Annotated in this window: 22 protein-coding genes; 5 read left to right on the top strand and 17 right to left on the bottom strand. The window is 69.0% G+C overall.

The features are described 5' to 3' along the window. Positions 1-115 precede the first annotated feature (115 nt). Entirely contained in the window at positions 116-2,029 is a 1,914-nt protein-coding gene (locus CSW62_RS22710) for a methyl-accepting chemotaxis protein (RefSeq protein WP_099581757.1), read from the top strand. A gap of 31 nt (positions 2,030-2,060) precedes the next feature. Here CSW62_RS22710 and CSW62_RS22705 read toward each other — a convergent pair whose 3' ends face one another. Continuing rightward, a complete protein-coding gene (locus tag CSW62_RS22705; protein ID WP_099581756.1) occupies positions 2,061-2,873 on the bottom strand; it encodes a LytTR family DNA-binding domain-containing protein in 813 nt (270 codons plus the stop codon). Between the two features lie 23 nt (positions 2,874-2,896). Beyond that, entirely contained in the window at positions 2,897-3,580 is a 684-nt protein-coding gene (locus CSW62_RS22700) for a hypothetical protein (protein WP_099582422.1), read from the bottom strand. A gap of 112 nt (positions 3,581-3,692) precedes the next feature. Here CSW62_RS22700 and purD point away from each other — a divergent pair, with 112 nt between their 5' ends. From purD to CSW62_RS22685, 3 genes are all read left to right on the top strand, one after another. Next, positions 3,693-4,976: a phosphoribosylamine--glycine ligase gene (gene purD / locus CSW62_RS22695; RefSeq protein ID WP_099581755.1), complete on the top strand. Its 1,284-nt coding sequence runs from the start codon at positions 3,693-3,695 to the stop codon at positions 4,974-4,976. A gap of 67 nt (positions 4,977-5,043) precedes the next feature. Further along, positions 5,044-6,126 carry a phosphotransferase gene (locus tag CSW62_RS22690; RefSeq protein ID WP_099581754.1) on the top strand — a complete coding sequence of 361 codons (1,083 nt, stop codon included), beginning with the start codon at positions 5,044-5,046 and terminating at the stop codon, positions 6,124-6,126. Positions 6,127-6,132: 6 nt separating this feature from the next. Further along, positions 6,133-7,419: an amidohydrolase family protein gene (locus tag CSW62_RS22685; RefSeq protein ID WP_099581753.1), complete on the top strand. Its 1,287-nt coding sequence runs from the start codon at positions 6,133-6,135 to the stop codon at positions 7,417-7,419. Between the two features lies 1 nt (position 7,420). On the opposite strand, the gene lpxK is transcribed toward CSW62_RS22685, so the two are convergent. The 5 genes from lpxK to CSW62_RS22660 are packed head-to-tail and all read right to left on the bottom strand — an operon-like array spanning position 7,421 to position 13,230. Further along, on the bottom strand, positions 7,421-8,428 hold the full coding sequence (gene lpxK, locus CSW62_RS22680) for a tetraacyldisaccharide 4'-kinase (RefSeq protein WP_099581752.1): 1,008 nt from the start codon (positions 8,426-8,428) through the stop codon (positions 7,421-7,423). Continuing rightward, positions 8,425-9,672 carry a 3-deoxy-D-manno-octulosonic acid transferase gene (locus CSW62_RS22675; RefSeq protein ID WP_099581751.1) on the bottom strand — a complete coding sequence of 416 codons (1,248 nt, stop codon included), beginning with the start codon at positions 9,670-9,672 and terminating at the stop codon, positions 8,425-8,427. Before CSW62_RS22675 ends, lpxK begins: the two co-directional genes overlap by 4 nt. A gap of 9 nt (positions 9,673-9,681) precedes the next feature. Continuing rightward, entirely contained in the window at positions 9,682-10,683 is a 1,002-nt protein-coding gene (locus CSW62_RS22670; protein WP_099581750.1) for a cation diffusion facilitator family transporter, read from the bottom strand. 31 nt (positions 10,684-10,714) lie between these two features. After that, positions 10,715-11,413 carry a lysophospholipid acyltransferase family protein gene (locus CSW62_RS22665; protein ID WP_099581749.1) on the bottom strand — a complete coding sequence of 233 codons (699 nt, stop codon included), beginning with the start codon at positions 11,411-11,413 and terminating at the stop codon, positions 10,715-10,717. Continuing rightward, a complete protein-coding gene (locus CSW62_RS22660; RefSeq protein WP_099581748.1) occupies positions 11,410-13,230 on the bottom strand; it encodes an ABC transporter ATP-binding protein in 1,821 nt (606 codons plus the stop codon). Before CSW62_RS22660 ends, CSW62_RS22665 begins: the two co-directional genes overlap by 4 nt. Positions 13,231-13,374: 144 nt before the next feature. Between CSW62_RS22660 and CSW62_RS22655 the strand changes: the two genes are divergently transcribed. Continuing rightward, entirely contained in the window at positions 13,375-14,040 is a 666-nt protein-coding gene (locus tag CSW62_RS22655; RefSeq protein WP_099582421.1) for a tyrosine-protein phosphatase, read from the top strand. 134 nt (positions 14,041-14,174) lie between these two features. Here the strand turns inward: CSW62_RS22655 and CSW62_RS22650 are convergent, their stop codons facing one another. The 10 genes from CSW62_RS22650 to obgE all read right to left on the bottom strand — a co-directional run bounded on the left by CSW62_RS22650 (position 14,175) and on the right by obgE (position 23,290). Beyond that, complete coding sequence (locus tag CSW62_RS22650; RefSeq protein ID WP_199170677.1) at positions 14,175-14,408, bottom strand: DUF4170 domain-containing protein; 234 nt, start codon at positions 14,406-14,408, stop codon at positions 14,175-14,177. 20 nt (positions 14,409-14,428) lie between these two features. Further along, the gene (locus CSW62_RS22645; RefSeq protein WP_099581746.1) at positions 14,429-15,208 is read right to left on the bottom strand and encodes a 3'(2'),5'-bisphosphate nucleotidase CysQ; all 780 of its coding nucleotides are present in this window, start codon (positions 15,206-15,208) and stop codon (positions 14,429-14,431) included. Further along, a complete protein-coding gene (locus tag CSW62_RS22640) occupies positions 15,205-16,536 on the bottom strand; it encodes a TldD/PmbA family protein (RefSeq protein ID WP_099581745.1) in 1,332 nt (443 codons plus the stop codon). Before CSW62_RS22640 ends, CSW62_RS22645 begins: the two co-directional genes overlap by 4 nt. Before the next feature lie 45 nt (positions 16,537-16,581). Continuing rightward, on the bottom strand, positions 16,582-16,983 hold the full coding sequence (locus CSW62_RS22635; RefSeq protein ID WP_099581744.1) for an MAPEG family protein: 402 nt from the start codon (positions 16,981-16,983) through the stop codon (positions 16,582-16,584). An 85-nt stretch (positions 16,984-17,068) separates the two neighbouring features. Further along, positions 17,069-18,898 (bottom strand): M14 family metallopeptidase, encoded by a 1,830-nt coding sequence (locus tag CSW62_RS22630; protein WP_099582420.1) that lies wholly within the window; start codon positions 18,896-18,898, stop codon positions 17,069-17,071. A gap of 29 nt (positions 18,899-18,927) precedes the next feature. After that, entirely contained in the window at positions 18,928-19,242 is a 315-nt protein-coding gene (locus tag CSW62_RS22625; RefSeq protein WP_233206761.1) for a type II toxin-antitoxin system PemK/MazF family toxin, read from the bottom strand. Then, complete coding sequence (locus CSW62_RS22620; protein WP_099581743.1) at positions 19,239-19,505, bottom strand: AbrB/MazE/SpoVT family DNA-binding domain-containing protein; 267 nt, start codon at positions 19,503-19,505, stop codon at positions 19,239-19,241. The genes CSW62_RS22625 and CSW62_RS22620 overlap by 4 nt, the downstream gene beginning before the upstream one ends. Before the next feature lie 42 nt (positions 19,506-19,547). After that, positions 19,548-21,077, bottom strand: a complete 1,530-nt coding sequence (locus CSW62_RS22615) for a UbiD family decarboxylase (protein WP_099581742.1) — start codon at positions 21,075-21,077, stop codon at positions 19,548-19,550. Between the two features lie 21 nt (positions 21,078-21,098). Beyond that, complete coding sequence (proB, locus tag CSW62_RS22610) at positions 21,099-22,229, bottom strand: glutamate 5-kinase (protein WP_099581741.1); 1,131 nt, start codon at positions 22,227-22,229, stop codon at positions 21,099-21,101. Beyond that, positions 22,226-23,290: a GTPase ObgE gene (gene obgE, locus CSW62_RS22605; protein WP_099581740.1), complete on the bottom strand. Its 1,065-nt coding sequence runs from the start codon at positions 23,288-23,290 to the stop codon at positions 22,226-22,228. Before obgE ends, proB begins: the two co-directional genes overlap by 4 nt. Between the last annotated feature and the right edge of the window lie 140 nt (positions 23,291-23,430).

Below are 23,430 nucleotides of genomic sequence, written 5' to 3'. Positions count from 1 at the left end.
TGGCAAGATTTATCGATCTTTGAGTGTAACCGTGTTGCTGAAAAGAAGAATGGAAAATTCTTCCAGTGGCTTTTCCAATTCCTAACCCCAGGCCTGAACCGGGCGGGAGTCTTCCATGCGCATGACGATCAAGCTCAAATTGGCCCTCACCTTCGGGGCGCTCATCCTGATGATGACGCTCGCCACGATGTTCGCCATCAGCGAGCTTGCGGCCCTGAACCGCGCGGAGAAGGCCATGATCAAAGGGCCGGTCGCACAGCTGCAGCGCAGTCAGGCCATCGGCATCGCGCTCCTCCAGTTGATCCGCGCCGAAAAGAACATGGCCCTGACCGACGACGCCGGGGAGCTGAACATGCAGAACGCCAAGGCGGACGTCAGCAAGGAGAGGGTCGCCACGCTGCTGGAAGCCGGTCTCTCGCAGGCCACCGTGGAGGGAAGGCCGAAGTGGGAAGCGCTGGCGCGCGATTGGGACGTGTTCTCCGAGAGCGACGCCGCGGTTCGGCGTGAGCTGATGGCTGGACGTCGCGACGAGGCGATCGTGCAGATGCGCACCAGCCAGCGCCAGATCACCAACCACATCACCGCCCTCGTGGACGGGTTGGTGGACGTGCAGGACAGGCGTTTGGCCGCCGCCGACGCCGAAAGCACCCAGGCCGCCATCCTGTCGCGCAACGTGCTGCTGGCCGTGATCTCGGTATCCGTGCTTCTGGCCGCCGGCGCCGCGATCTGGATCGCCCGCACCATTGCCCAGGGGTTCGCCAAGATCGGGGGTCTGGCGAACGCGGTGGCCCTGGGCGACCTGGATCAGAAAGTGGACGTAAAGACCAATGACGAGATCAAGGACCTCGTCGACACGGTCAACCGCATGACCGCGAACCTGCGCGCCACGGCGAGCCTGGCGGACCAGGTGGCGGCCGGCGACCTGTCGGTTCAGATCACGCCGATGTCGGACAAGGACGTCCTGGGCCATTCGTTGAAAGGGATGGTCGCCAACCTGAGGAGCACGGCCGAACTGGCCGACAAGCTCGCCGATGGCGACCTGACCGTCGAGGCCGCCCCCCAATCGGACAAGGATACGCTGGGTCTGGCGCTGGAACGGATGATCGAGCGGCTGCGCGGGGTGGTCGGCGACGCGATCACGGCCTCGGAGAACGTGTCGGCCGGCAGCCAGGAGCTTTCGGCGACCTCGGAGCAGATGAGCCAGGGCGCCACCGAGCAGGCTTCCGCCGCCGAACAGGCCTCGGCCTCGATGGAAGAGATGGCCGCCAACATCAAGCAGAACGCCGACAACGCCACCCAGACCGAGAAGATCGCCCGCCAGTCGGCGATCGACGCGGAGACCTCGGGCGCCGCCGTCAGCAAGGCCGTCGACGCCATGCAGACGATCGCCGAGAAGATCACCATCGTGCAGGAGATCGCCCGCCAGACCGACCTGCTGGCCCTGAACGCGGCGGTGGAAGCGGCTCGCGCCGGCGAACATGGTCGCGGCTTCGCGGTCGTCGCCTCGGAAGTGCGCAAGCTGGCCGAGCGGTCGCAAACCGCCGCCTCTGAGATCAGCGCGGTGTCGTCCGACACCGTCAAGGCCGCCCAATCGGCCGGCGAGATGCTGACCAGCCTGGTGCCGAACATCCGCAAGACCGCCGAACTGGTCGCTGAGATCAGCGCCGCCTGCCGCGAGCAGGACATCGGCTCCTCGCAGATCAACGAAGCCATCCAGCAACTGGACAAGGTCACGCAACAGAACGCCAGCGCCTCGGAAGAGATGTCGGCGACGTCGGAAGAGCTCGCCGCCCAGGCCGATGAACTGCAGGCCTCGATCGCCTACTTCCGCATTGAAGGAGACCGGTCTCGCGGCGAGACGCGCCCTGCCGCCAAGCGCCCCTCCGCGCCTGTCCGCAAGGCCCCGGCCAAGCCTGCGGCGCGGCAGACGGTCGCCGCCCGCCAGGCCCGGGTGAAGGGTTTCGCCCTGGACCTGGCGCACGGCGGGCCAGACGCCGAGGACGCCCAGTTCAAGGACTACGCCGCCTAGCGGGCCTGATGCGGCGGACCGCAAGCGTCAATCAGCGACCAAGCCGCGCCAGGAGATCGTCGCGGTAGGTCCGGCTGGTCACCACCTCCGCGCCGCTGTCCAGGATCAGGCGCCAGGAGCCGTCCGACAGCGGCTGGGTCTCGCGCACGCGGGCCAGGTTGACCAGGGTCGAGCGGTGGCAACGGGCGAAGACGCGCGGGTCCAGCCGGCCCTCCAGGCTCTGCAGGGTCGCGCGCAGCAGCCCCTCACGGCCGGCCCAGTGGACGACGACATAGTTGTCGGCCGCGCCGAACCACTCGATCTCGTCCACGGCGACCGGCACTCGGCGAGACCCGGCCATGACCATCAGCCGCCTGCCCGTGCGCTCCGGCGCGTCCAGAGCGGCCCGGGCCAGGGCTTCGCGGGCCTCCGACAGCGCGATCTCCAGCGCGCGGGCGCGGGCCCGTTCGTCGCGGACCCGCTGGTGGTTGGCGGCGGCTAGGCCGCTGGCGATGATGGCGGTGTACAGCAGCAGGCAGACCGGCATCCGTCCCAGGATCCGGGCCGGCAGGTTATCGGTCGGCGAAAAGGCTCCGTCGATCAGGCTGGAGACCAGGGCCTCCAGCGGCACGACCAGCACGCCGGCCTGGTACAGCACCAGCAGGCTGATCGCGCCAACGCCATAGCGCCGCATGAGCAACCAGACGATCCCCGCCGCCGGCAGCCAGGCGGCGTAGATCCCGCCCTGCCAGACCAGCGAGTCGATCACGCTGACGTCGTGGCCCCGGTCAGACCCGAACCGCCGGGCGAACCAGGCCGCGCAGACCGTGGTCATCGCCCAGGCATAGGCGGTGAACGCCCACATCCAGGCGGCCGTCGAGATCCCGCTCAGCCGGGTTCTAGCGCGCCCAGAAGGCGGCGGCGGCGCAGGACCAGGACCGTGATCCAGATCGCGGCCATCGGTTGAAACAGCAAGGTCGGCCAGAGTTGACTCCAGGGCGTCGGCAGGAAGGTCACGAAGTTACCCGAAAAGGCGCTGAGCACGGCGCCATAGGCGCTCAGCATCTTCACCAGATGCTCATAGGTCCACAGATCGGCGGAAAAAGGCCAGGCCGTCGGGCGGAGAAAGCGCCAGAGGTCCCAGCCGCCATAGGTGAAGGCCGCATAGACCAGGGCCGCGCTGACCGCCGCCTTGTTCCCGGTCTTGCCGGTGACGACGAGGAGCAGCACCCAGGCGCCGATCCCGACCAGGGCCAGGGTGACGGCCCAGTCCAGCGGTCTGGCCCGCTGGCGCGGATCCAGGTCCGGCCGCTTGCGCCCCAGCACCCGGATCCCGGAGAACAGCGTCATCGTCGCCGTCGCCGACAGGGCCGCGAAATAGGCGTTGAAGCGCAGCGCCGTCATCACCCAGGCGGCGGCGAGGAGCACGCTCATCAGGATCACGAAGGCCCGCCCCGACCATCGGTGCAGGCGCGAGCCCTTGCGGGTCAGGATCGGAACCAGGCCGATGGCGACCAGGAGAAAGCCGCAGCCGATGTGCAGGGCCAGGGCGGGGGGGAAGAGCTTGTCCATGGCGGCCATGGGCGCCGATGAGCCGCCACGGCGCCATCGGCGAGGGGCGAACGACGGCGCGGAGGGGCGAACCGCTTGACCCCAGGCCCCGCGCGCGCCACACCCCGCGCTCATGGAAAAGCTGACCATCCTCCTCGTCGGGTCCGGCGGGCGCGAGCACGCCCTGGCCTGGAAGATCGCCCAGTCGCCGCTGTGCGGCCGGCTCGTCGCCGCGCCGGGCAACCCGGGCATCGAAGCCGTCGCCGAGCTGCGCGCGGTGAAGGTTACGGACGCCGACGGCCTGGTGGCCCTGGCCCGGGAGATCGGCGCGGACTTGGTGGTGGTCGGGCCGGAATCGGCGCTGGAGGTCGGCTTGGCCGACAAGCTCGCAGAGGTCGGCATCCCCTGTTTCGGCGGCAGCCAGCGCGCGGCGCAGCTGGAGACCTCGAAGGCCTTCACCAAGGACTTCTGTCAGCGCCATGGCCTGCCGACGGCGGCCTACGGTGTGTTCGAGGACGCGGCCTCGGCCGGGACCTTCCTCGACACGTTGGACGCGCCGTTCGTGATCAAGGCTGACGGTCTGGCGGCCGGCAAGGGTGTGGTCATCGCCGCGACGCGCGCCGAGGCCGACGCCGCCGTGGTCGACATGCTGGGCGGTCGCTTCGGCTCGGCCGGCGCGCGCGTGGTGATCGAGGAGTTCATGCACGGCGAGGAGGCCTCGCTGTTCGCCCTGTCCGACGGCAAGACCGCCGTGCTGTTCGGCGCGGCCCAGGATCACAAGCGCGCCTATGACGGCGACGAAGGGCCCAATACCGGCGGCATGGGCACCTATTCCCCGCCGCCCGTCCTGACCGACGCCCTGATCGCCCAGGCCTGGCGCGAGCTGATCGTCCCGACCGTCGAGGGCATGGCCGCCGAGGGCAATCCGTATGTCGGCGTGCTCTATGCCGGCCTGATGCTGACACCGACGGGTCCGAAGCTGGTGGAATACAACGCCCGCTTCGGTGACCCCGAGTGCCAGACCCTGATGCTGCGCCTGGAAAGCGACATCGTCCCGATCCTGCTTGCGGCCGCCAAGGGCGAGTTGGCCTCGGCCGAGCCGCCCAAGTGGCGCGAGGAAGCGGCGATCTGCGTGGTCCTGGCCGCCGAGGGCTATCCCGACGCCCCCAAGACCGGCGGCCTGATCCAGGGCGCCGACGCCGACTTCGGCGACGAGGCCGTGGTCTTCCACGCGGGCACGACCCGCGACGCCGAGGGGAGCCTGCGCGCCTCGGGCGGTCGGGTGCTGAACATCTGCGCCCTGGGCGCGACCCTGAGCGAGGCCCGCGACGTGGCCTATGCGGCGCTGGGGACCGTCTCGCTGGAAGGCGGCTTCTATCGCCGCGACATCGGCTGGCGGGCGCTGAAGACACACTAGTGGTGGCTTGCGCCCCGCGCTTCACCCTCTAAACTCCCTGTTCAAACAAGCGTTGGGGAGAAGCGCCATGGCCGAAGCCGCCGAACAGTCCGCCCAGGACATGAACTCGGGCACCAAGCCGGTCGACCCGCGCCATGCGATCGACGAGGCCAAGCTGGCGACCTGGCTGGAAGCCAACGTCGAGGGCTATGCCGGTCCGCTGGAGGTCCGCCAGTTCAAGGGCGGCCAGTCGAACCCGACCTACCAACTGGTCACGCCGGGCAAGCGGTACGTCCTGCGCCGCAAGCCGCCGGGCAAGCTGCTGCCCAGCGCCCATGCCGTCGACCGCGAGTACAAGGTGATCTCGGGCCTGAACAAGGCCGACTTCCCCGTCGCCAAGGCCTACGCCCTGTGCATGGACGAGGACGTCATCGGCACGATCTTCTACGTGATGGAGAACGTCGAGGGCCGGATCCTGTGGGATGGAACCCTGCCCGACTACCAGCCCGCCGAGCGCCGGGCTATCTACGAGGCCCAGATCGACACCCTGGCGGCCCTGCACACTGTCGACTACGCCGCCGTGGGCCTGGCCGACTATGGCAAGCCGGGCAACTATTTCGCCCGCCAGATCGACCGCTGGACCAAGCAGTACCGGGCGTCCGAGACGACCAAGATCGACGAGATGGACCACTTGATCGACTGGCTGCCCAAGAGCTGCCCGGTCGACGACAAGACCTCGATCGTCCATGGCGACTACCGCCTCGACAACATGATCCTGCATCCGACCGAGCCGCGCGTCATCGCCGTGCTGGACTGGGAGCTGTCGACCCTGGGCAATCCGCTGGCCGACTTCAGCTATTTCCTGATGAACTGGGTGATGCCGTCCGACCAGCGGGGCGGCCTGTCCGGCGTCGAGGACCTGACGACCTATGGCATCCCGACCATCCCCGAGGCGGTCGAGCGCTACTGCAAGGCCACCGGCCGCGACGGCCTGCCCGAGCTGGACTGGTATTTCGCCTATAACCTCTTCAGACTGGCCGGCATCTGCCAGGGCATCGTCGGCCGCGTCCGTGACGGCACGGCCGCCAGCGCCCATGCGCAGCTGATGGAGGCGCGCGTGCCGATCCTGGCCAAGGGGGCCTGGTCGTTCGCGCAGAAGGCGGGGGCCTAGCGACCGATGAAGAAGCTGCTGACGGGCGTCTGCGCCCTGGCTCTGGCCGGGGCGCTGTCCAGCGTCGCCTGCGCTGAAACGGTCTTCGTGCAGGCCGGCAAGCTGCTGGCCGATCCGGCCGCGGGCAAGGTCGAGACGGCCAAGACCGTGGTGCTGGAGAACGGCAAGGTCAGCAAGATCGTCGACGGCTATGTCGCCGAGCCGGGCGGCAAGGTCGTGGATTTGAAGGACAGCTTCGTCCTGCCGGGCCTGATCGACAGCCACGTCCACCTGACCCACGAACAGAGCCCCAATTCGCGCCTGAACGCGGTGACGCGCGGCCCCGCCGACGAGGCCATGGTCGGGGCCGGCTTCGCCCGCAAGACGCTGATGGCCGGCTTCACCACGGTCGCCGACCTGGGCGGCGACAACAAGGCGATCTTCGCCCTGCGCGACGGCATCAAGCGCGGCGACGTGCCCGGTCCCCGGATCATCGCCGCCGGCTCGGCCGTGTCGATCCACGGCGGCCATGCCGACGTCAACGGCTATAGCGAGGAGGTCATGCACGTGCTGCGGCCGACCTCGGTGTGCTCGGGCGCCGACGACTGCCGCCGCGCCACGCGCGAGCAGGTCTGGCTGGGCGCCGACATCATCAAGATCACCGCCACGGGGGGTGTTCTCTCCAACACCGCCGCGGGCCTCTCGCAGCAATTTTCCGACGACGAGCTGAAGGCCATTGTCGACGCCGCCCACCGCATGGGCCGCAAGGTCACCGCTCACGCCCACGGCGTCGACGGCATCAACAGCTTCCTGCGGGCCGGCGGCGACTCGATCGAGCACGGCACCTATCTGGACGGCGACAGCATCGCCCTGTTCAAGAAGAACGGCGCCTATCTGGTGCCGACCCTGATGGCCGGCGACTTCGTCTACCGGATCGCCTCGGGTCCGAACAACTTCCTGACCCCCAACCAGACGGCCAAGGCGTTGGAAGCCGGCCCGAAGATGCTGGCCATGGCCCGCCGCGCCCACGAAGGCGGGGTCAAGATCGCCTTCGGCACCGACACGGGCGTCTCGGCCCACGGCGACAACGCTGGCGAGTTCGCGCTGCTGGTCAAGGCGGGCCTGACCCCGCTGGAAGCCATCCAGACGGCGACGGTCAACGCGGCCGATCACTTCTCGCTGTCGAATGAGATAGGCAGCCTGGCCCCCGGCAAGGCGGCGGACCTGATCGCGGTGAAGGGCGACCCCTTGAGCGACGTGACGGTGCTGCAGCATGTGACGTCGGTGATCAAGGGCGGGGTGGTCTACAAGTAGGCTAAAGCCCCGCCTTCGCCAGCAGTTTCCCGACGGCGGCCTCGTCATCGAAGCGGGCGCGGACGGGCCACGGCGTGACCTTCTCGCGCCACTTGGCCGGCAGGCGGACCCAGTCCTTCTCGGTGGTGACCAGGCCCGCGCCATAGGCTTCGGCGCGGCTTTCCAGCATCTTCAGCGTCGCCTCGTCATACTCGCCGTGGTCGGGGAACGGGGCGAAGTCGACCAGCTGGCAGCCGGCGGCGGTGAGGGCCTTCTCGACCTTCCACGGCTTGCCGATGCCGGCGAAGCCGACCTGCGGACCCTTGGGCACGGGGGCGGCGGCCTCCAGCCTCGCGACCAGCACCGGCATGTCGCCGAACTCGACCAGCAGGTCGAAGTCGGGCTGGGCGACATCGAGCGGCAGCAGCACGATCACCGCGTCGGCGCGCGACAGCCCCACCTTCAGCGGCTCGCGCATCGGGCCGGCGGGGAAGACGCGGCCATCGCCGAACGGCCACTCGCCATTGCGGGTCTCGCCGTCGACCACCACCAGGGACAGGGCCTTGCGCACCGTGGGGTTCTGGTGGCCGTCGTCCATGACCACGGCCTGGGCCCCGGCCCGGGCGGCGGCGCGGGCCCCGGCGACGCGGTCCACCGACACCCACATCGGGAAGTCCTGGGCCAGCATCAGCGGCTCGTCGCCGACGTCCTTGGCGGTGTGGCGGGCCGTGTCGACGCGGGTCGGACCCTTGGACTTGCCGCCATAGCCGCGCGACAGGCCGTGGGCCTCGACGCCGCGCCGGGTCAGGATCAGCAGCAGTTCGCGGACGATCGGCGTCTTGCCCGCCCCGCCCATGGTGACATTGCCGACGCAGATCACCGGCGCGCCGACGATGGCGGGCGTGGTGCGGGCGATGCGGCGGCGGGTGGCGTCCGACCAGATCCACGACAACGGGGTCAGCAGGGCGCGGGTCAGCGGGGCGGGACCGCCGGTCTTGACGTACCACCAGCGGGGCGTGCCGAGTTTCATGGAACCAGCTCAAGAATGCGGGACAGGCCGACGCGGGCCTCGGCGTCGCGGATGTCGACGAAGCTCCGGGCGCGGGCGGCGCGGATCTTGGCGGCGATGGGATCGGCGAGGTCGGTGGCGATTGCATCGCCCAGGCCCTCGGGCGAGGTCATGACCACGCCGCCGACCGCGTCCAGGCCGGCGAAAGCCGAGTTCCAGTTGTCGACGAACGGGCCGCTGATCGCCGGGCGGTCCAGCCGCGCGGCCTCCAGCGGGTTGTGGCCGCCGATGCCCTCGACCAGGCTGCCTGCGATGACCGAGGTCCCGGCCAGGCGGAACCACAGTCCCATCTCGCCAAGGGTGTCGGCGACGAGGACGTCGGCGGTGTCGCGGGATTGACTGCGGAGGGCGGCGGACAGGCCTCGGGCCTTGGCCAAGGCGACGATCGCCGGGCCGCGCTCGACATGGCGCGGGGCCAGGACGACCGGCGGCCGGTCGGGCAGGGAGGCTATGGCGTCCAGCGCGATCTCGTCCTCACCCGGATGGGTGCTGGCGATCAGCAGGGGCGGACGGGCGAAACGGGCGCGCTCGGCATTTAGGACGGCCTCGTCCACCGGCAACGGCGCGGCGCCGAACTTCAGGTCGGCCTCGCCGGCGACTTGGCCGCCCAGGGCCTCGAAGCGCTGGTGAGCGCGGGCGTCCTGGGCCAGGATCAGGTCGAAGTTCGACAGCAACAGGCGGGCCGCGTCGGGGCGCCTTCGCCAACTGGCGAAGCTGCGGTCCGACAGCTTGGCCGAGACCAAGGCCAGGCGCACACCAGCGGCCTTGGCCTCCAGCAGCAGGTTCGGCCACAGCTCGCTCTCGACGAAGACGGCCAGGCTCGGCTTCCAGCGGTCGATGAACCGCCGCGCCGCGCCGGGGGCGTCGACCGGCACGTACTGGTGGATCGCACCGGCCGGCAGGCGCTGGGCCAGCAGGGCGGCCGAGGTGGTGGTGCCCGAGGTGACCAGCACCGCGACGTCTGGGCGCTCGGCGCGCAGGCGATCGACCAGCGGCAGGATCGACAGGCTCTCGCCGACGCTGGCGCCGTGCAGCCAGACCAGCGGTCCGTCGGGACGCGTCGTCGGAGCCCTCGCCAGCCGTTCGGCGATCCGGGCCGGGTCCTCCTTGCCCTTGCGGGCGCGGGCAGCGAGCAGCGAGGGCGCGAGCGGTTCAAGAAGGCCCGTGGCGGCCCGGTAGAGCGCCAGGGCGGACGGCCGGATCACACCACGCCCCTAAACGACATCGGCAGGCGCCAGGGCGCAGCTGTGAGCGCCGTGGCTGGTCTCGACCTGGATGGTCACGTGGCCGATCTTGAATTTGCTGGCGAGCTCCGAGCAGGCGTCGTGCAGGAACTGGTCGTGGTCGTCGCCGAGCGGTCGGACAATATGAGCCGTCAAGGCCGTCTCGGTCGTGCTCATCGCCCAGATGTGCAGGTCGTGGACCTCACTGACGCCGGGGCGGCCGGCCAGCCAGGCGCGGACCTTGCCGGTGTCGATCCCGCGCGGGGCGGCGTCCAGGGCCATGTCCAGCGAGTCGCGCAGCAGGCCCCAGGTGCCCAGCACGATGACCACGACGATGGCCAGGCTGACCACGGGGTCCAGCCACATCCAGCCGGTGACGCCCATGGCGAAGGCCGCGACCACCACCCCGGCCGAGACGCCGGCGTCGGCGGCCATGTGCAGGAAGGCCCCGCGGACGTTCAGGTCGTCCTTGCTGCCCTTCATGAACATCAGGGCCGTGGCGGTGTTGATGACGATGCCGATGGCGGCGACGATCATCACCGGGCCGGTCTGGATCGGCTCGGGCGTGGCGAAGCGGCGGATGGCTTCCCAGGCGATGGCCCCGACGGCGACCAGCAGCAGGGCGGCGTTGCCCAGCGAGGCCAGGATGGTGCCCTTGCGCAGGCCATAGGTGCGGCGCGCGCTTGGCGCGCGCTTGGCCAGCACGGCCGCGCCCCAGGCCAGCAGCAGGCCCAGCACGTCCGAGAGGTTGTGGCCGGCGTCGGCCAGCAGGGCCAGCGAATGGGTGATCAGGCCGGCGCCGGCCTCGACCAGCACGAAGCCCAGGTTCAGCGCCGTGCCGATGGCGAAGGCGCGGCCGAAGTCCTTGGGCGCGTGGCTGTGGCCGTGGTGACTGTGGCCGTGGTGATGGTCGTGACCGCCCCCGTGATCATGATCAGAGTGATCATGGTCGTGCTTATGGTCGTGGGCGTGTCCGGAGTGATCGTGCGGCATGGGTCCTACATCCCACCAAGGGCGGGTCGGATCAATCTTGCACCAGCTGTTCGGCGCGGCGGGTTACGGCCGAAAGGCGATCGGCCCAGCTTTCGACCAGCTGGTCGACGTCGTCGCCCCGTCCGGCCCCGGTCGGGCCGTCCCAGACCATGGCGGCCTTGGCGAAGGGCAGGGGGATCACGGTCTGGTCCCAGGAGCCCAGGCGAAGGCACGGCTTGGCGGCCAGACCCACGAAGATCACCGGCGCGCCGGTGACGCGGGCGAGGGAGGGCGTGCCCTTCTCCATGTGCTCGGCCGGGCCGCGCGGGCCGTCGGGGGTGATGGCGATGCCGCCGCCGCCCCTGACCCACTGGACCATGTCGCGAAAGGCCTGCTCGCCATGCTTGTTCTTGGCCAGATCCGTCTTCTTGGCCGACGAGCCGCGGATGGCGGGGAAGCCTAGCTTCTCGACCGTGCGGGCGATGAACTCGCCGTCGCTGGAGCGCGAGATCAGGGCGCGCATGTCCTGGCGGGCCGGGTCCTGCGGCCAGCTGAGCGGCGACATCGGGATGCGCGAGTGCCAGAAGCACAGGATCGCCCCGACGCCGGTCTCGCGGCCTTGCGCCCAGACGGCCTCGGCCTGCTCGCGGCCCTCCTCGGTCATCCGCAGCGTGGCGTAGACCGCCTTGGAATAGCCGGCGAACAGCGAGGACAGCAGCCAGGTCACGAAAGGCGAACGCAGAGGTCTCAAGCGTCCTTCTCCAGGGCGGGGGCCTCCGTGACGTGGTCGAGGTCCTGGGCCTTGGCCAGGCGGGCGTACAGGCCGCCGGCGCGGACCAGCTCGGCGTGGGTCCCCGTCTCGACGACGCGGCCCTTCTCGATCACGTAGAGGCGGTCGGCGTTCTTCACGGTAGACAGGCGGTGGGCGATCAGGATCGTCGCGCGGCCGGCCATCAGCCGCTCCAGCGCCGCCTGGACCTGGGCCTCGCTCTCGGTGTCCAGCGCGCTGGTGGCCTCGTCCAGAAGCAGGATCGGGGCGTCCTTCAGGAACGCGCGGGCGATGGCGATGCGCTGGCGCTGACCGCCCGACAGTCGCGCCCCGGCCTCGCCGACGGCGGTGTCGTAGCCCTCGGGCAGCTCAAGAATGAAGTCGTGGGCGGCGGCCTGGCGAGCGGCGGCCTCGATCTCCAGCTGGCTGGCGCCGGGACGGGCATAGGCGATGTTGGCTCGGATGCTGTCGTCGAACAGGAACGGCTCCTGGGTGACCAGGGCGATGCGGTCGCGCAGGGAGGCCAGGGTGACGGAGCGCACGTCATGGCCGTCGATGGTCACCGCCCCAGCCGTCACGTCGTAGAAGCGCGGGATCAGGTTCAGGATCGAGCTCTTGCCGCCGCCCGACGGGCCGACCAGGGCGACGGTCTCGCCCTTGCGCGCGGCGATCGAGACGTCCGACAGGGCCGGGATTTCGGACCCGTACGAGAAGGTCACATGATCCAGTGCGATGGCGCTGTCGCCGGCCGGCAGGGCCTTGGCGTCGGCGGGGTCGATTATGGCCGGCGCGACGTCGAGGGCGGCGAACAGGCGGCGGCCGGCGGTCAGGCCCTCGGCGAACACGGTCTGCAGGTTGGCCACCTGGCGCAGCGACTGGGCGGCCATCAGCAGGCTGGTCATGAAGGCGAAGAACACCCCGGCCGTCAGCGGCGCCAGGGCGAAGGGGCCCAGCGTCAGGGCGCCTGTCGTCGCCCGCCAGCCGGCATAGGCGAAGACCACGGCCACGATGAAGGTCGTGAAGGTCTCGGTCGCCGGCGCGGCCATGGCCCGGGCGTTGCTGCCCTTCATCAGGTGGCGCTGGCGGCGCGCGACCACGGCGGCGACCCGCGCCTCCTCATAGGCCTCGCGGTTCTCCATCTTGACGATCTTGACTCCGTCCAGGCTCTCCATGATCGCGGTCGAGAGATTGGAGGTCTCGCCCATGGCGCCCTTGGCGGCCTTGGTGGTCTTCTTCGAGAAGCCGCGGATGATCAGGCTGGCCAGCGGCGCGACGACCAGCACGCCGGCCGCCAGGATCGGCTCCAGGCTGAACATCGCCAGCAACGCGCCGATCACGGTCAGGCCTTCGCGCACATAGTTGACCACGCCGGTCGTCGCCGCCTCGCGGATCAGGCCGGCGTCATACAGCACCGAGGCGACGTAGGAACCGGAATGGGCGCCGCGCAGGCGCTGCAGGTCCGAGCGGATCAGGCGGCCGAACAGCCGCACCTGCATGTCGCCCACGACGCCGTTGCCGATGCGGTTGATGACATTGGCCTGGATGACCTGGAAGACGCCGCGCGCGAGCGCTAGCCCGGCGATGGTCAACGGAATGGTCCAGATCGCGCCGGCGCGGGGATGAGTGATCAGCTGGTCGATGGCCGGCTCGATGATCTTGGCCAGCTTCACAGAAAGCGCGGCGACGATCGCGGCGCTGACGACCGAAACCACCAGGCCCTTCCAGCGGGCTTTCAGGAACTCACGCCACATCCGGCCCATCAAGGCGCGGTTCGAGGGTTGAGTGTCCGGCGTGGTCATGGCGGAGGGGTCGGATTTGTGGGCGGGGCTGTCAAGGACGTGGCGGACGCAGTGTCCGGGAAAAGCGACACCATGAGGGCGGCTTTTGCCTTTCGGGGCCGATACCCCTACTTAGGCGGCGAGTTTCCGAAGGATCCCATCGCCTTGGCCAAGTTCGACCTCGCCACGCCCTTGGGCCGGTTCAAGACCTATCTCCACTATCTGTGGAACGACCACGCCTATCTGCGGCTGGGCTTTTCGAACGCCCACTGGATCAGCCCCGAGCTGGTCCGCGCCAACCAGCCCTGGCCATTCCAGCTGGCCTGGTGGAAGCGGCGCGGGATCAAGACCATCGTGAACCTGCGCGGCGGCTTTGACGGCAGCTTCTACGCGCTGGAAAAGGACGCCTGCCAGCGCCTGGGCCTGAACTTCGTCGACTTCACCATCACCTCGCGCGAGGTCCCGATCCGCGAGCGGGTGCGCGGCGCCAAGGAACTGTTCGAGACGATCGAATATCCGGCCCTGATGCACTGCAAGTCGGGCGCGGACCGGGCGGGGATCATGAGCGTGTTCTACGCCCACTACCGCCTGGGCCTGCCGATCCGCGAGGCGATGGAGCAGCTGTCGCCGCGCTACCTGCATATCAAGCACGGCAACACCGGCGTGCTGGACTATGTGTTCGAGCAATATCTGGAGGTCGGCGAACCCAAGGGGCTGACGTTCAGCGAATGGGTCGAGAGCGACGACTACGATCCCGTCGCGATGAAGAAGACCTTCCGCGCTGGGATGCTGGGGAAGGTGCTGACGGACAAGATCCTGCGGCGGGAGTAGGGGCGGCGCAGACCCCCTCCACCGCCGTTCGGCGGTCCCCCTCCCCCATAAAGGGGGAGGAGAGATTTTCTCCGCCACCCCTTTGGGGGCGGACAGACCTCGCGAAGCGAGGTCAGGTGGGGGCTGGCGCGGCCTTAGCCCTCGCTCGGATCCAGCAGCTTGTGCGCGTGGATGATGAAGTAGCGGGCGTGGGCGTTGTCCACGGTCGCCTGGGCCTTGGCCTTCCAGGCCTTGTGGGCGTCTTCGTAGCTGGGATAGGCGCCGACGAACTCGACCTTGGACAGGTCCCGGAATTCGACACCAGCCACATCCGAGAGTTCGCCACCGACGACGATATGAAGAAGCTGCTTATCGGGCATTTGGGGCAAGTTCCTGCGAGGAATTGGTTTTATGGCAGCTCGATATGCCCGACGCGTGACAGGATCAATGGCGCAAGCGTCCGATTGGCGCAAACCAGGCTCGGAACCAGCGGAACGGGGCGATTATAGGCGAAATCGCGGCCCTTGTGGTCGCTGAGCCAGGCGCCGGCGCGGCGGCAGATCAGGTCGGCGGCGGCGACGTCCCACTCGCTCTTGGGCGACAGGGCGATGGCGGCGTCGAAGGTCCCGGCCGCGACCAGGCACATGCGGTAGGCGATCGAGTTGCGGCTCTCGATCCGCATGTCCGGCCACGGCTCGCGCCAGGCCGGATGGGCGAACATCTTGGCGTCGCCCAGCATGGCCGAGCCTTCGAGGTGAGCGGTGGCGCTGGGTTCGATGACGGCGCCGTTCAGGGTCGCCGGACCGTCGGCCGTGGCCAGGTAGGTCTCGTTCAGGGCGGGCGCGTGGACGACGCCGGCGACGGGCTGGCCGTTCTCGACCACGGCGATCGAGACGGCGAACCACGGCTTGCCCTTCATGAAGGCCGCCGTGCCGTCGATCGGGTCGACGACGAATTGGCGTGGGGTGGTCAGGCGGGCCGGATCGTCGGCCGTCTCCTCCGACAGCCAGCCGTAGCCGGGGCGCTCCGCGCCGAGCCCGGTCTTCAGCAGGGTGTCGACGGCGAGGTCCGCGTCGGTCACCGGCGAGCCGCCCTCCTTGGACCAGATCTTCAAGCCGCCCTCGCGGGCCGAGAGCGCCAGCTCGCCCGCTTCCCTGGCCGCTCTCAGGATCAGGTCCAGGTCGTTCATTTGCCCGCGATCGCCAAGGCGTCGACCAGGATCGACGGACTGTTGCTGGCGCCCAGGAACTGCAGGTCCGAACCGGGCACGAGGCGGGCGTAGATGTCGATCAGGTTGCCGGCCACGGTGATCTCGGTGACCGGGCCAGTGCTCTCGCCGTTCTCGAACCAGACGCCCGAGCAGCCCACCGACCAGTCGCCGGTGTTGCCGTTCAGCGAGGGGCCGAACATCGAGGTGACCAGCAGGCCCGTCCCGGCGTCCTGCATCAGGCCCGCCAGGTCCCGCGCGCCCGGCTGGAGCGTCAGGTTGTGGGTGGAGACGCCCGAGGGGCCGGCCAGGCCGCGCGAGGCGTGGCCGGTGGTGACCATGCCCAACTGCTTGGCCGAGGAGCTGTTCAGGAGCCAGGTGGTCAGCACGCCGTCGTCGATCAGGGCGCGGGCTTCCGTCGCCACGCCTTCGTCGTCGAACGGCGCCGAGCCCAGACCGCGTACGCGGTGCGGGTCTTCCAGCAGATTGACGCCCTTGGCGAAGATCTGCTGGCCCAGCTTGTCCTTCAGGAATGAGGCGCCGCGGGTGATTGCCGGTCCCGAGATCGCGCCCAGCAGAGGACCGATCAGGCTCATGGCCAGGCGGTTCTCGAAGATCACCGGGGCGGTGGTCGTGGCGATCTTGCGCGGGTTGAGACGCGCGACCGCCTGGCGGCCGGCTTCCATGCCGATGTCGCCGGCGGCCGGCAGGTCGCCGAAGTGACGGGCCGAGCGGCCTTCGCCGCCGCGTTCCATGCCCGCGCCCTCGCCGGCGATGGCCGAGGCCGAGATCGAGTGGCCGGTGGCCGCTTGGGTTCCGTGGAAGCCGGCGGTGGTGACCAGGCTCCACTTCGACGATGACCAGGTGGCCGAGCCGCCGTCGGAATTGGTTACGCCCTTGACCGCGCGGGCGTGCTCTTCGGCCAGGCGCGCCTGGGCTTCCAGGGTCTCGGCGGTGGGCTCGTAGGCGTCGATCAGGTCGAGCTCGGGGAACGGACCCCTGGCCAGGCGGTCGTGCGGCGCCAGGCTGGCATAGGGGTCTTCTGGGGCGAGGCGGGCCATGGCCACGGCGCGTTCGATCAGCTTGGCGCGCGCCTCGGCCGAGACGTCGGAGCCGGAAACGGTGGCGCTGCGGGCCCCGATAAAGACGCGCAGGCCCAGGTCGCGGGCCTCCTCGCGCTCGACTTCTTCCAATTCGCCCAGGCGGACCGAGACGGAGAGCGACTGGCGCTCGGCGAAGACGGCTTCGGCGGCGTCCGCCCCGGCCTTGCGCGCGGCGGCGACCACGTCATGCAGCAGATTATCGTCCATGCGGTCTTATGGACGACCGGCCCCCGAAGGAGCAAGCGCGTCAATTCAGCCTATCGCCGACAGCAGTAGGGCCACGCCAGCGAAGATGTAGGCCAGCCAGGTCGCCACCATGCCGACCGATCGCCCGATCGAGGCGCCGCCGTTGGTGGACAGGCCGACGGCGTGGATCACGCGGCCGGCGAAGAGAATGAAACCCACCACGTGGATGGCCAGCGGCGAGGCGCCGGCCACGGCCAGCACGGCCAGGGCCGCGATGCCGGTCGGCACATATTCGGTGGCGTTGCCGAAGGCGCGGATGGCGCGGGCCAGCTCAGGGATGCCCTCGTCGCCCAGGGCCACCTTGTGCTTCTGGCGCAGGCGCACGACCAGCAGCGAAAGGATCAGCAGCAGGAAAAGGTGCAGGCCGGCCCAAAGGGCGGCGGCGTGGCCCGAAGCAATCGTATCCATGGTAGCTCAAGCCCTAGTAACTATCCCGCCCCCGGCGAAGGGGGGCATATGAAGCCTTCCGATCGGTCTCGGCAACCCGACCCGCCTATCGCGCGATTTCGCGGGCTATCGGGTAAAGCAAGTAGTGGTCGTCGTAGAAGGGCGTGCGTTCGTAGAACCAGGCCAGACGCGCCTCCGGATCAGCGGCGAACCTGGGCTCGGCGGCCAGCTTGGCTTCGAACTCGGCCTTGAGCTTGGGATCGGCTGCCATCATCTTCTCGGCCAGCGGAGCGATGGCGTAGGACTCGATATATTCCACGCGGCTCAGCACCTCGGGGACCATGCCCCAGGCGAAGAAGCTCTCGCCCGACTGCGGCTCCAGCAGCAGCACGATCAGGTCGCCCAGCGGCTGGTCGGTCGGCACGCGGATCGAGCCTTTCGGGAAGATCCAGGCGCGGGTCTCCGTGGTGACCTTGTCGACGCTGATCTGGACGTGACCCTCGTTGGCGCGGTCGGCCAGCTTGGGATCGACCAGGCGGATCATCTCGACTTCGAGGGTCTTGTCCTCGGTCAGGGTTTCCAGCGTCACGCCATGCAGCCTCAGCCGCTCGATCAGGTCGGCGCGGTAGCTCGGCACATAGTAGGCCGAGGGCCGTGTCAGGGTCAGGGTGGGGTGCGAGCCGTAGAACGGCGCCTGCCAGAGCTCCGGATCGGCCTCGCCTAGCCAGCGGATCTCCTTCCGGCCTGAAGCGGGGCTGTCATAGGTCTCGTACCTGATGCCCTTGAAGTGGCGCGTATAGCTGGGCTGGTCGTCGGAGACGAAGTTGGCCGGGATCTCGGCGGGGCGCAGGGCGCTGTCGGCGGCGATGGCGGCGCGCAAGGTCTCGCCCTTCTCCGCCAGCAGCTTCAAGGCCGTCTCGATGAAGACATAGGTCCCGAGCACCCGTTGCGCATGGGGCTTCAAGCTATGGTTCTCGATCAGGATGGTCGGGACGTGGGCGGCCGCGCCCCAGCCGTTCGAGAAGCGCTCGCCCAGGCCGCCGTCGTTGAAGCCGGCCTTGGGGTCCTGGTCATCGACGCCGAACACCAACTCGCCCGGGATGTGGCCCTCGGCCTCCAGGCTGGCGTTCATGGTCGGCTTGAGCACGTCGTCCAGCCACTGGGCGATGGCCGGCGAGCGGTTCCAGACCCCGTTCTCGCCATTGAAGCCGTAGGTGACGTCGTACTGGTAGTCGAGGCCGTCGGTCACGTGGACGTCGACATAGAGATCGGCCCTGTACTTGGCCTGCAGACGCTTCAGCGCCTGCATCTCCGGCTGGTCCAGCTTCATGAAGTCGCGGTTGAGGTTCTGGTTGGTGGCGGTGTTGCGCCAGCCCTGGATGCGCGGCCCCCGCTGGTTGGGGCGCGAATAGGCGCTCGCCCGCTCGTGGCCGTCGACCGACAGGATCGGGATCAGGACCAGGTTGACCTTGTCCAGCAGGTCGTCCTTGCCGTGGAAAGCCATGTCCCGCAGCAGCATCATGCCAGCGTCCTTGCCGTCGATCTCGCCGGGGTGGATGCCGCACTGGACCAGCAGCAGCGGCTTCTTCTGGTCAAGCGTCTCGCCATCCTTGCTGGCGATCACCGCGAAGATCGCGCGGCCCTGCGGCGAGACGCCGAAGTCCTCGACCCGGATCAGCTTGCTGGCCTTGTCCAGGCGGTCGAACCAGGCGCGGGTGTCGACATAGTTGGGCGAGAAGTCATGCTCGGCGTCGGCCTCGAACGCCGTGACCCAAGGATCGGACGTGTCGCGGATCAGGCCTTGGCTGGCGCCCTGCCAGTGCGGGGCCGGCGGCAGGAAGGGCTGATCCCAAGGGGCTTTCGACTGAGGCGTTTGGGACATGGCGGGGGCTCCCAGAGAAAGGCGACGGCGAGGGCAAGTGAACGCATGCTGCATCTCGGTCACGGGCGAAGGCGGTGCGACGCCTACTCCTCAAACATTTCCCTTAGCGCCGCCAGGGTGGCCGACAGGGTTTTAGGATCAATGTCTGGAAGTCGTCGCAGCATGCGAGACCTTGCGACGGTGCGGATCTGATCGGTCAGAACGTACCCGTCGCGTCCTTGATAGGTCACGGGCGGCCGGAACGGCGCTGCAAAGCCGCCGCTGGTCAGCGGCACGACCGTCGATACCCGGAAGGGATTCAGGTCCGACGGAGACACGACCACGCATGGACGCGTCTTCTGGAGTTCGCCGCCCTCGGCCGGGTCAAGGCGGACAAGCCAGACCTCTCCGCGGTTCACCACGTCCAATCCTCGTCGGTTTCAGCCGTCAATGGCGCTTCCAGCCATTCGACCTCTTCCTCGCTGAGGCCATGAGCAGCGATCTGCTTCGCGGCCTCTTCCCAGCCCTCGCGCACCTTTCGCTTGCTGGCTTTCACGACCACCTCGTCGCCGTTGAGTGTGATTTCCAGCGGGTCGCCCACTTCGACGCCCAGGCCATCCAGGACGGGCCTGGGCAGGATCAAGCCGGCGGAGTTGCCAATCTTCCGGACAGACGAACGCATGGCGTCACCTCGTTATAACGAAGTGATAACACGGGCGCGCCCTTATTTCCAGATCGGCTTGCCATCCCCCGGAAGCCCCAGCCGCGCCCACTTCTCGCTGACCGTGTCGATCACCGCCTGGTCCATGCGGATTTCCTCGCCCCACTCACGCTTGGTCTCGGGCGGCCACTTGTCGGTGGCGTCGAGGCCGATCTTGGAGCCGAGGCCGCTCTCGGGGCTGGCGAAGTCCAGATAGTCGATCGGGGTGTGCTCGATCACCGTGATGTCCCGCGCGGGATCCATCTTGGTGCTGATCGCCCACATCACGTCCTTCCAGTCGCGGGCGTTGATGTCGTGGTCCACGACGATCACCCACTTGGTGTACATGAACTGGCGCAGATAGCTCCAGACGCCCAACATCACGCGCTTGGCGTGGCCGGGATAGGCCTTCTTCATCGAGACCACGGCGATGCGGTAGCTGCAGCCCTCCGGCGGCAGCCAGAAGTCGACGATCTCGGGGAACTGCTGGCGGATGAGGGGAACGAACACCTCGTTCAGCGCCTCGCCCAGCACGCTCGGTTCATCCGGCGGCCGGCCGGTGAAAGTGGTGAGATAGATCGGGTCCTTGCGCATGGTGATCGCGGTCACCTTGAAGACCGGGAACTTCTCGACGCTGTTGTAGTAGCCGGTGTGGTCGCCGTAGGGGCCTTCATCGGCGTACTCGTCGAGCAGGACATGGCCCTCGATGACGATCTCGGCGTGGGCCGGCACCATCAGCGGCACGGTCTTGGCCGGCACCAGGTCGACCTTGGCGCCGCGCAGCAGGCCGGCGAACTGGTATTCCGACAGGGTGTCGGGCACCGGCGTCACGGCCGCCAGGATGGTGCCGGGATCCGCGCCCAGCACGGCGCAGGCGGGGAGGGGGTCCTTGTTTCCCGCCTTCTTGTGGCGGGCGTAGTGCTGGGCGCCGCCGCGGTGGGCCAGCCAGCGCATGATGCAGCGGTCCTTGCCCAGCACCTGCATCCGATAGATGCCGAGATTGAAGTCATCCTCGCGGTCCTTGCCGGGCCCCTTGGTGACGACCAGCGGCCAGGTGATCAGCGGCGCGGGCTCGCCCGGCCAGCAGGTCTGGACCGGCAGCCTGGTCAGGTCGATCTGGTCGCCGGTCAGGACGATTTCCTGCACCGGGGCCTTCTTCACCGTGCCCGGCCGCATGGCCATCACGGTCTTGGCCAGGGGCAGCATGTCCAGGGCGTCCTTCAGCCCCTTCGGCGGCGCGGGCTGGCGCAGGAAGGCCAGCAGTTCGCCCACCTCGCGCAGTTCGCCGGCGGTGGTGCGCGGCTCGCCGCCGAGGGTGACGCCCATGGCCACGCGCTTGACCGTGCCGAAAAGATTGGCCAGGGCCGGCATCGACGAGCGCGAGCCGTCGGGCAGCAGCACGTGCTCGAACAGCACGGCCGGGCCGCCAGTCGCCAGCAGGCGCGTCTGGATCTCGGTCATCTCCAGGACGCTGGAGACCGGTTCGGTGACGCGCACCAGTTCGCCCTTGGCCTCCAGGACGTCGATGAATTCGCGGAGGGATCGGTAGGCCATGGGGATACTCGTGCGTGCGGTCTAGTTAGCTACGGCCAAATCGTCCGCGTGGATCATCGGACCTTCGGTAAATCCGAGTTCGGCCTCGATGGCGTCGGAGCGAAGGCCGGCGATGCGGTGGGCGTCGGCGCTGTCATAGCGGACGAGGCCACGGGCGACCTCGCGGCCGGTCTCGTCGCGCACGCGGACGGCGTCGCCCTTCTCGAACGGACCCTCGATGGCGCGGACCCCGGCCGACAGCAGGCTCTTGCCCGAGGCCAGGGCCTTGGCGGCGCCGGCGTCGACCGTCACCCAGCCCTGCGGGGCTAGCGAGCCGGCGATCCAGGCCTTGTAGGCGGCGGCGGGTGAGGCGTTGGCTTCGATCAGCGTGGCCTTCTCGCCGTCGGCGATGGCGGCCAGCGGACGCGGGCGCGAGCCCAGCGTGATGAGCGTGGCGCAGCCGGCGGCGCGGGCGATGCGGGCGGCGGCGATCTTGGTGGCCATGCCGCCCGTCCCGACGCCCGCCGCGGCGTTGGCGCCCTCGGCCATGCCGGCGATCTCGGGGGTGATCTCGCTGACCAGCGGGATGTGCGCCGCGTTCGGGTTCTTGCGCGGATCGGCGGTGTAGAGGCCGTCGATGTCGGACAGCAGCACCAGCAGGTCGGCGCTGGCCATCTGGGCCACGCGGGCGGCCAGGCGGTCGTTGTCGCCGTAGCGGATTTCCTCGGTGACGACCGTATCGTTCTCGTTGACCACCGGCACGACGCCCAGGCCCATCAGGGTCTCGGTCGTCGCGCGGGCGTTCAGCCAGCGGCGGCGCATCTCGGTGTCGTCGCGGGTCAGCAGGATCTGGGCGACGCCGACGCCGTGCGGCTCGAAGGCCTCTTCCCAGGCGCGCATCAGCAGGGATTGGCCGGCGGCCGCGGCGGCCTGCTTCTCCGGCAGGGTCGCCTTGCGGCCGGTCAGGCCCAGGCGACGGCGGCCCAGGGCGACCGCGCCCGACGAGACCACCAGCACCTGCTTGCCCGCGTCGCGAAGGGCGGCGGCGTCGGCGCAGAACGCCTCGAGCCAGGCGTGGTTGGCGCGGCCGGTCTCGGCATCAACCAGCAGGGCCGAGCCGACCTTGAAGACGATGCGACGGGCGCTGGAAAACGCCTCGGCGGCCTGGCTCACGGCGTCCAGCCCCCAGGGGTCTCCTCGATATGGTCTTCGTCATCGTCGATCTCTTCCTCGAGATCGCCGCGACGGATGCGGACCTGGCGATAGGCGGCGCGCAGCAGTTCGGTGACGCCCTTGCCCGAGACCCCCGAGACCAGGAACGGCTTGATGCCGGCCACAGCGGTCAGTTCGGCCACCTTCTCGGCGAGGGTTTCCTCGTCGAGGGCGTCGATCTTGTTCAGGGCCAGGATCTCGGACTTGTCGGCGAGATCCTCGCCATAGGCTTCCAGCTCGCCCCGGATCGTGGTCCAGGCGCCGGCGATATCGTCCTGCGTGCCGTCGATCAGGTGGATCAGGGTGGCCGAGCGCTCGACGTGGCCCAGGAAGCGGGTGCCCAGGCCCGCGCCTTCCGAAGCGCCTTCGATCAGGCCGGGGATGTCGGCGATGACGAAGCGCTCGTCGCTCGACAGGTCCACGACGCCGAGGTTCGGTGTCAGGGTCGTGAACGGATAGTCGGCGATCTTCGGCTTGGCGGCGCTGGCGGCCGCCAGGAAGGTCGACTTGCCTGCGTTGGGCAGGCCGACCAGGCCGACGTCGGCGATCAGCTTCAGCCGCAGCCAGATCCAGCGTTCCTCGCCTTCCTGGCCGGGGTTGGCGTATTTCGGCGCCTGGTTCACCGGGCCCTTGAAGTGCAGGTTGCCCCAGCCGCCGTTGCCGCCCTTGGCCAGCAGCAGGCGCGCGCCCGCGTGGTCGAGGTCGGCGATCAGGGTTTCCTTGTCCTCCTCGAGGATCTCGGTGCCCACCGGAACCTTCAGCAGCACGTCGTCGCCGGCGGCGCCGTGGCGCGCGCGACCCATGCCGTGGATGCCCGTGCCGGCCTTGAAATGTTGTTGGTAGCGGTAGTCGATCAGGGTGTTGAGGCCTTCGACGGCCTCGATCCACACGTCGCCGCCGCGACCGCCGTCACCGCCGTCCGGGCCGCCGTACTCGATGTACTTCTCGCGGCGGAACGACACCGACCCGCCGCCGCCGTTACCCGAGCGGATGTAGATCTTGCATTGGTCCAAGAATTTCATGGCGCTCTTTAGTCCCAAGGCGTCCCGCGCGTCGAGCCAAAATGGCCTCACGGCCTTCACACCGGCCCGCCAAACCGGCTTTTCAAACCGTGACGCTTCGTCGCGTGAAAAGCGCCACTGCTGTTCGTCATCGTGACGAA

Origin of the sequence: Caulobacter sp. FWC2, assembly GCF_002742625.1 — a bacterium.
Taxonomy (GTDB): Bacteria; Pseudomonadota; Alphaproteobacteria; order Caulobacterales; family Caulobacteraceae; genus Caulobacter.
The sequence above is the reverse complement of the archived record's forward strand: the minus strand, read 5'-3'. Positions and strand labels throughout refer to the sequence as shown.

What these genes read in the sequence shown, in the direction of transcription:
- CSW62_RS22710 (WP_099581757.1), top strand. Translation starts at nt 116, where the DNA reads ATGCGCATGACGATCAAGCTCAAATTGGCCCTCACCTTCGGGGCGCTC.
- CSW62_RS22705 (WP_099581756.1), bottom strand. Translation starts at nt 2,873, where the DNA reads ATGTGGGCGTTCACCGCCTATGCCTGGGCGATGACCACGGTCTGCGCG.
- CSW62_RS22700 (WP_099582422.1), bottom strand. Translation starts at nt 3,580, where the DNA reads ATGGACAAGCTCTTCCCCCCCGCCCTGGCCCTGCACATCGGCTGCGGC.
- purD (WP_099581755.1), top strand. Translation starts at nt 3,693, where the DNA reads ATGGAAAAGCTGACCATCCTCCTCGTCGGGTCCGGCGGGCGCGAGCAC.
- CSW62_RS22690 (WP_099581754.1), top strand. Translation starts at nt 5,044, where the DNA reads ATGGCCGAAGCCGCCGAACAGTCCGCCCAGGACATGAACTCGGGCACC.
- CSW62_RS22685 (WP_099581753.1), top strand. Translation starts at nt 6,133, where the DNA reads ATGAAGAAGCTGCTGACGGGCGTCTGCGCCCTGGCTCTGGCCGGGGCG.
- lpxK (WP_099581752.1), bottom strand. Translation starts at nt 8,428, where the DNA reads ATGAAACTCGGCACGCCCCGCTGGTGGTACGTCAAGACCGGCGGTCCC.
- CSW62_RS22670 (WP_099581750.1), bottom strand. Translation starts at nt 10,683, where the DNA reads ATGCCGCACGATCACTCCGGACACGCCCACGACCATAAGCACGACCAT.
- CSW62_RS22660 (WP_099581748.1), bottom strand. Translation starts at nt 13,230, where the DNA reads ATGACCACGCCGGACACTCAACCCTCGAACCGCGCCTTGATGGGCCGG.
- CSW62_RS22645 (WP_099581746.1), bottom strand. Translation starts at nt 15,208, where the DNA reads ATGAACGACCTGGACCTGATCCTGAGAGCGGCCAGGGAAGCGGGCGAG.
- CSW62_RS22640 (WP_099581745.1), bottom strand. Translation starts at nt 16,536, where the DNA reads ATGGACGATAATCTGCTGCATGACGTGGTCGCCGCCGCGCGCAAGGCC.
- CSW62_RS22635 (WP_099581744.1), bottom strand. Translation starts at nt 16,983, where the DNA reads ATGGATACGATTGCTTCGGGCCACGCCGCCGCCCTTTGGGCCGGCCTG.
- CSW62_RS22630 (WP_099582420.1), bottom strand. Translation starts at nt 18,898, where the DNA reads ATGCAGCATGCGTTCACTTGCCCTCGCCGTCGCCTTTCTCTGGGAGCC.
- CSW62_RS22620 (WP_099581743.1), bottom strand. Translation starts at nt 19,505, where the DNA reads ATGCGTTCGTCTGTCCGGAAGATTGGCAACTCCGCCGGCTTGATCCTG.
- CSW62_RS22615 (WP_099581742.1), bottom strand. Translation starts at nt 21,077, where the DNA reads ATGGCCTACCGATCCCTCCGCGAATTCATCGACGTCCTGGAGGCCAAG.
- obgE (WP_099581740.1), bottom strand. Translation starts at nt 23,290, where the DNA reads ATGAAATTCTTGGACCAATGCAAGATCTACATCCGCTCGGGTAACGGC.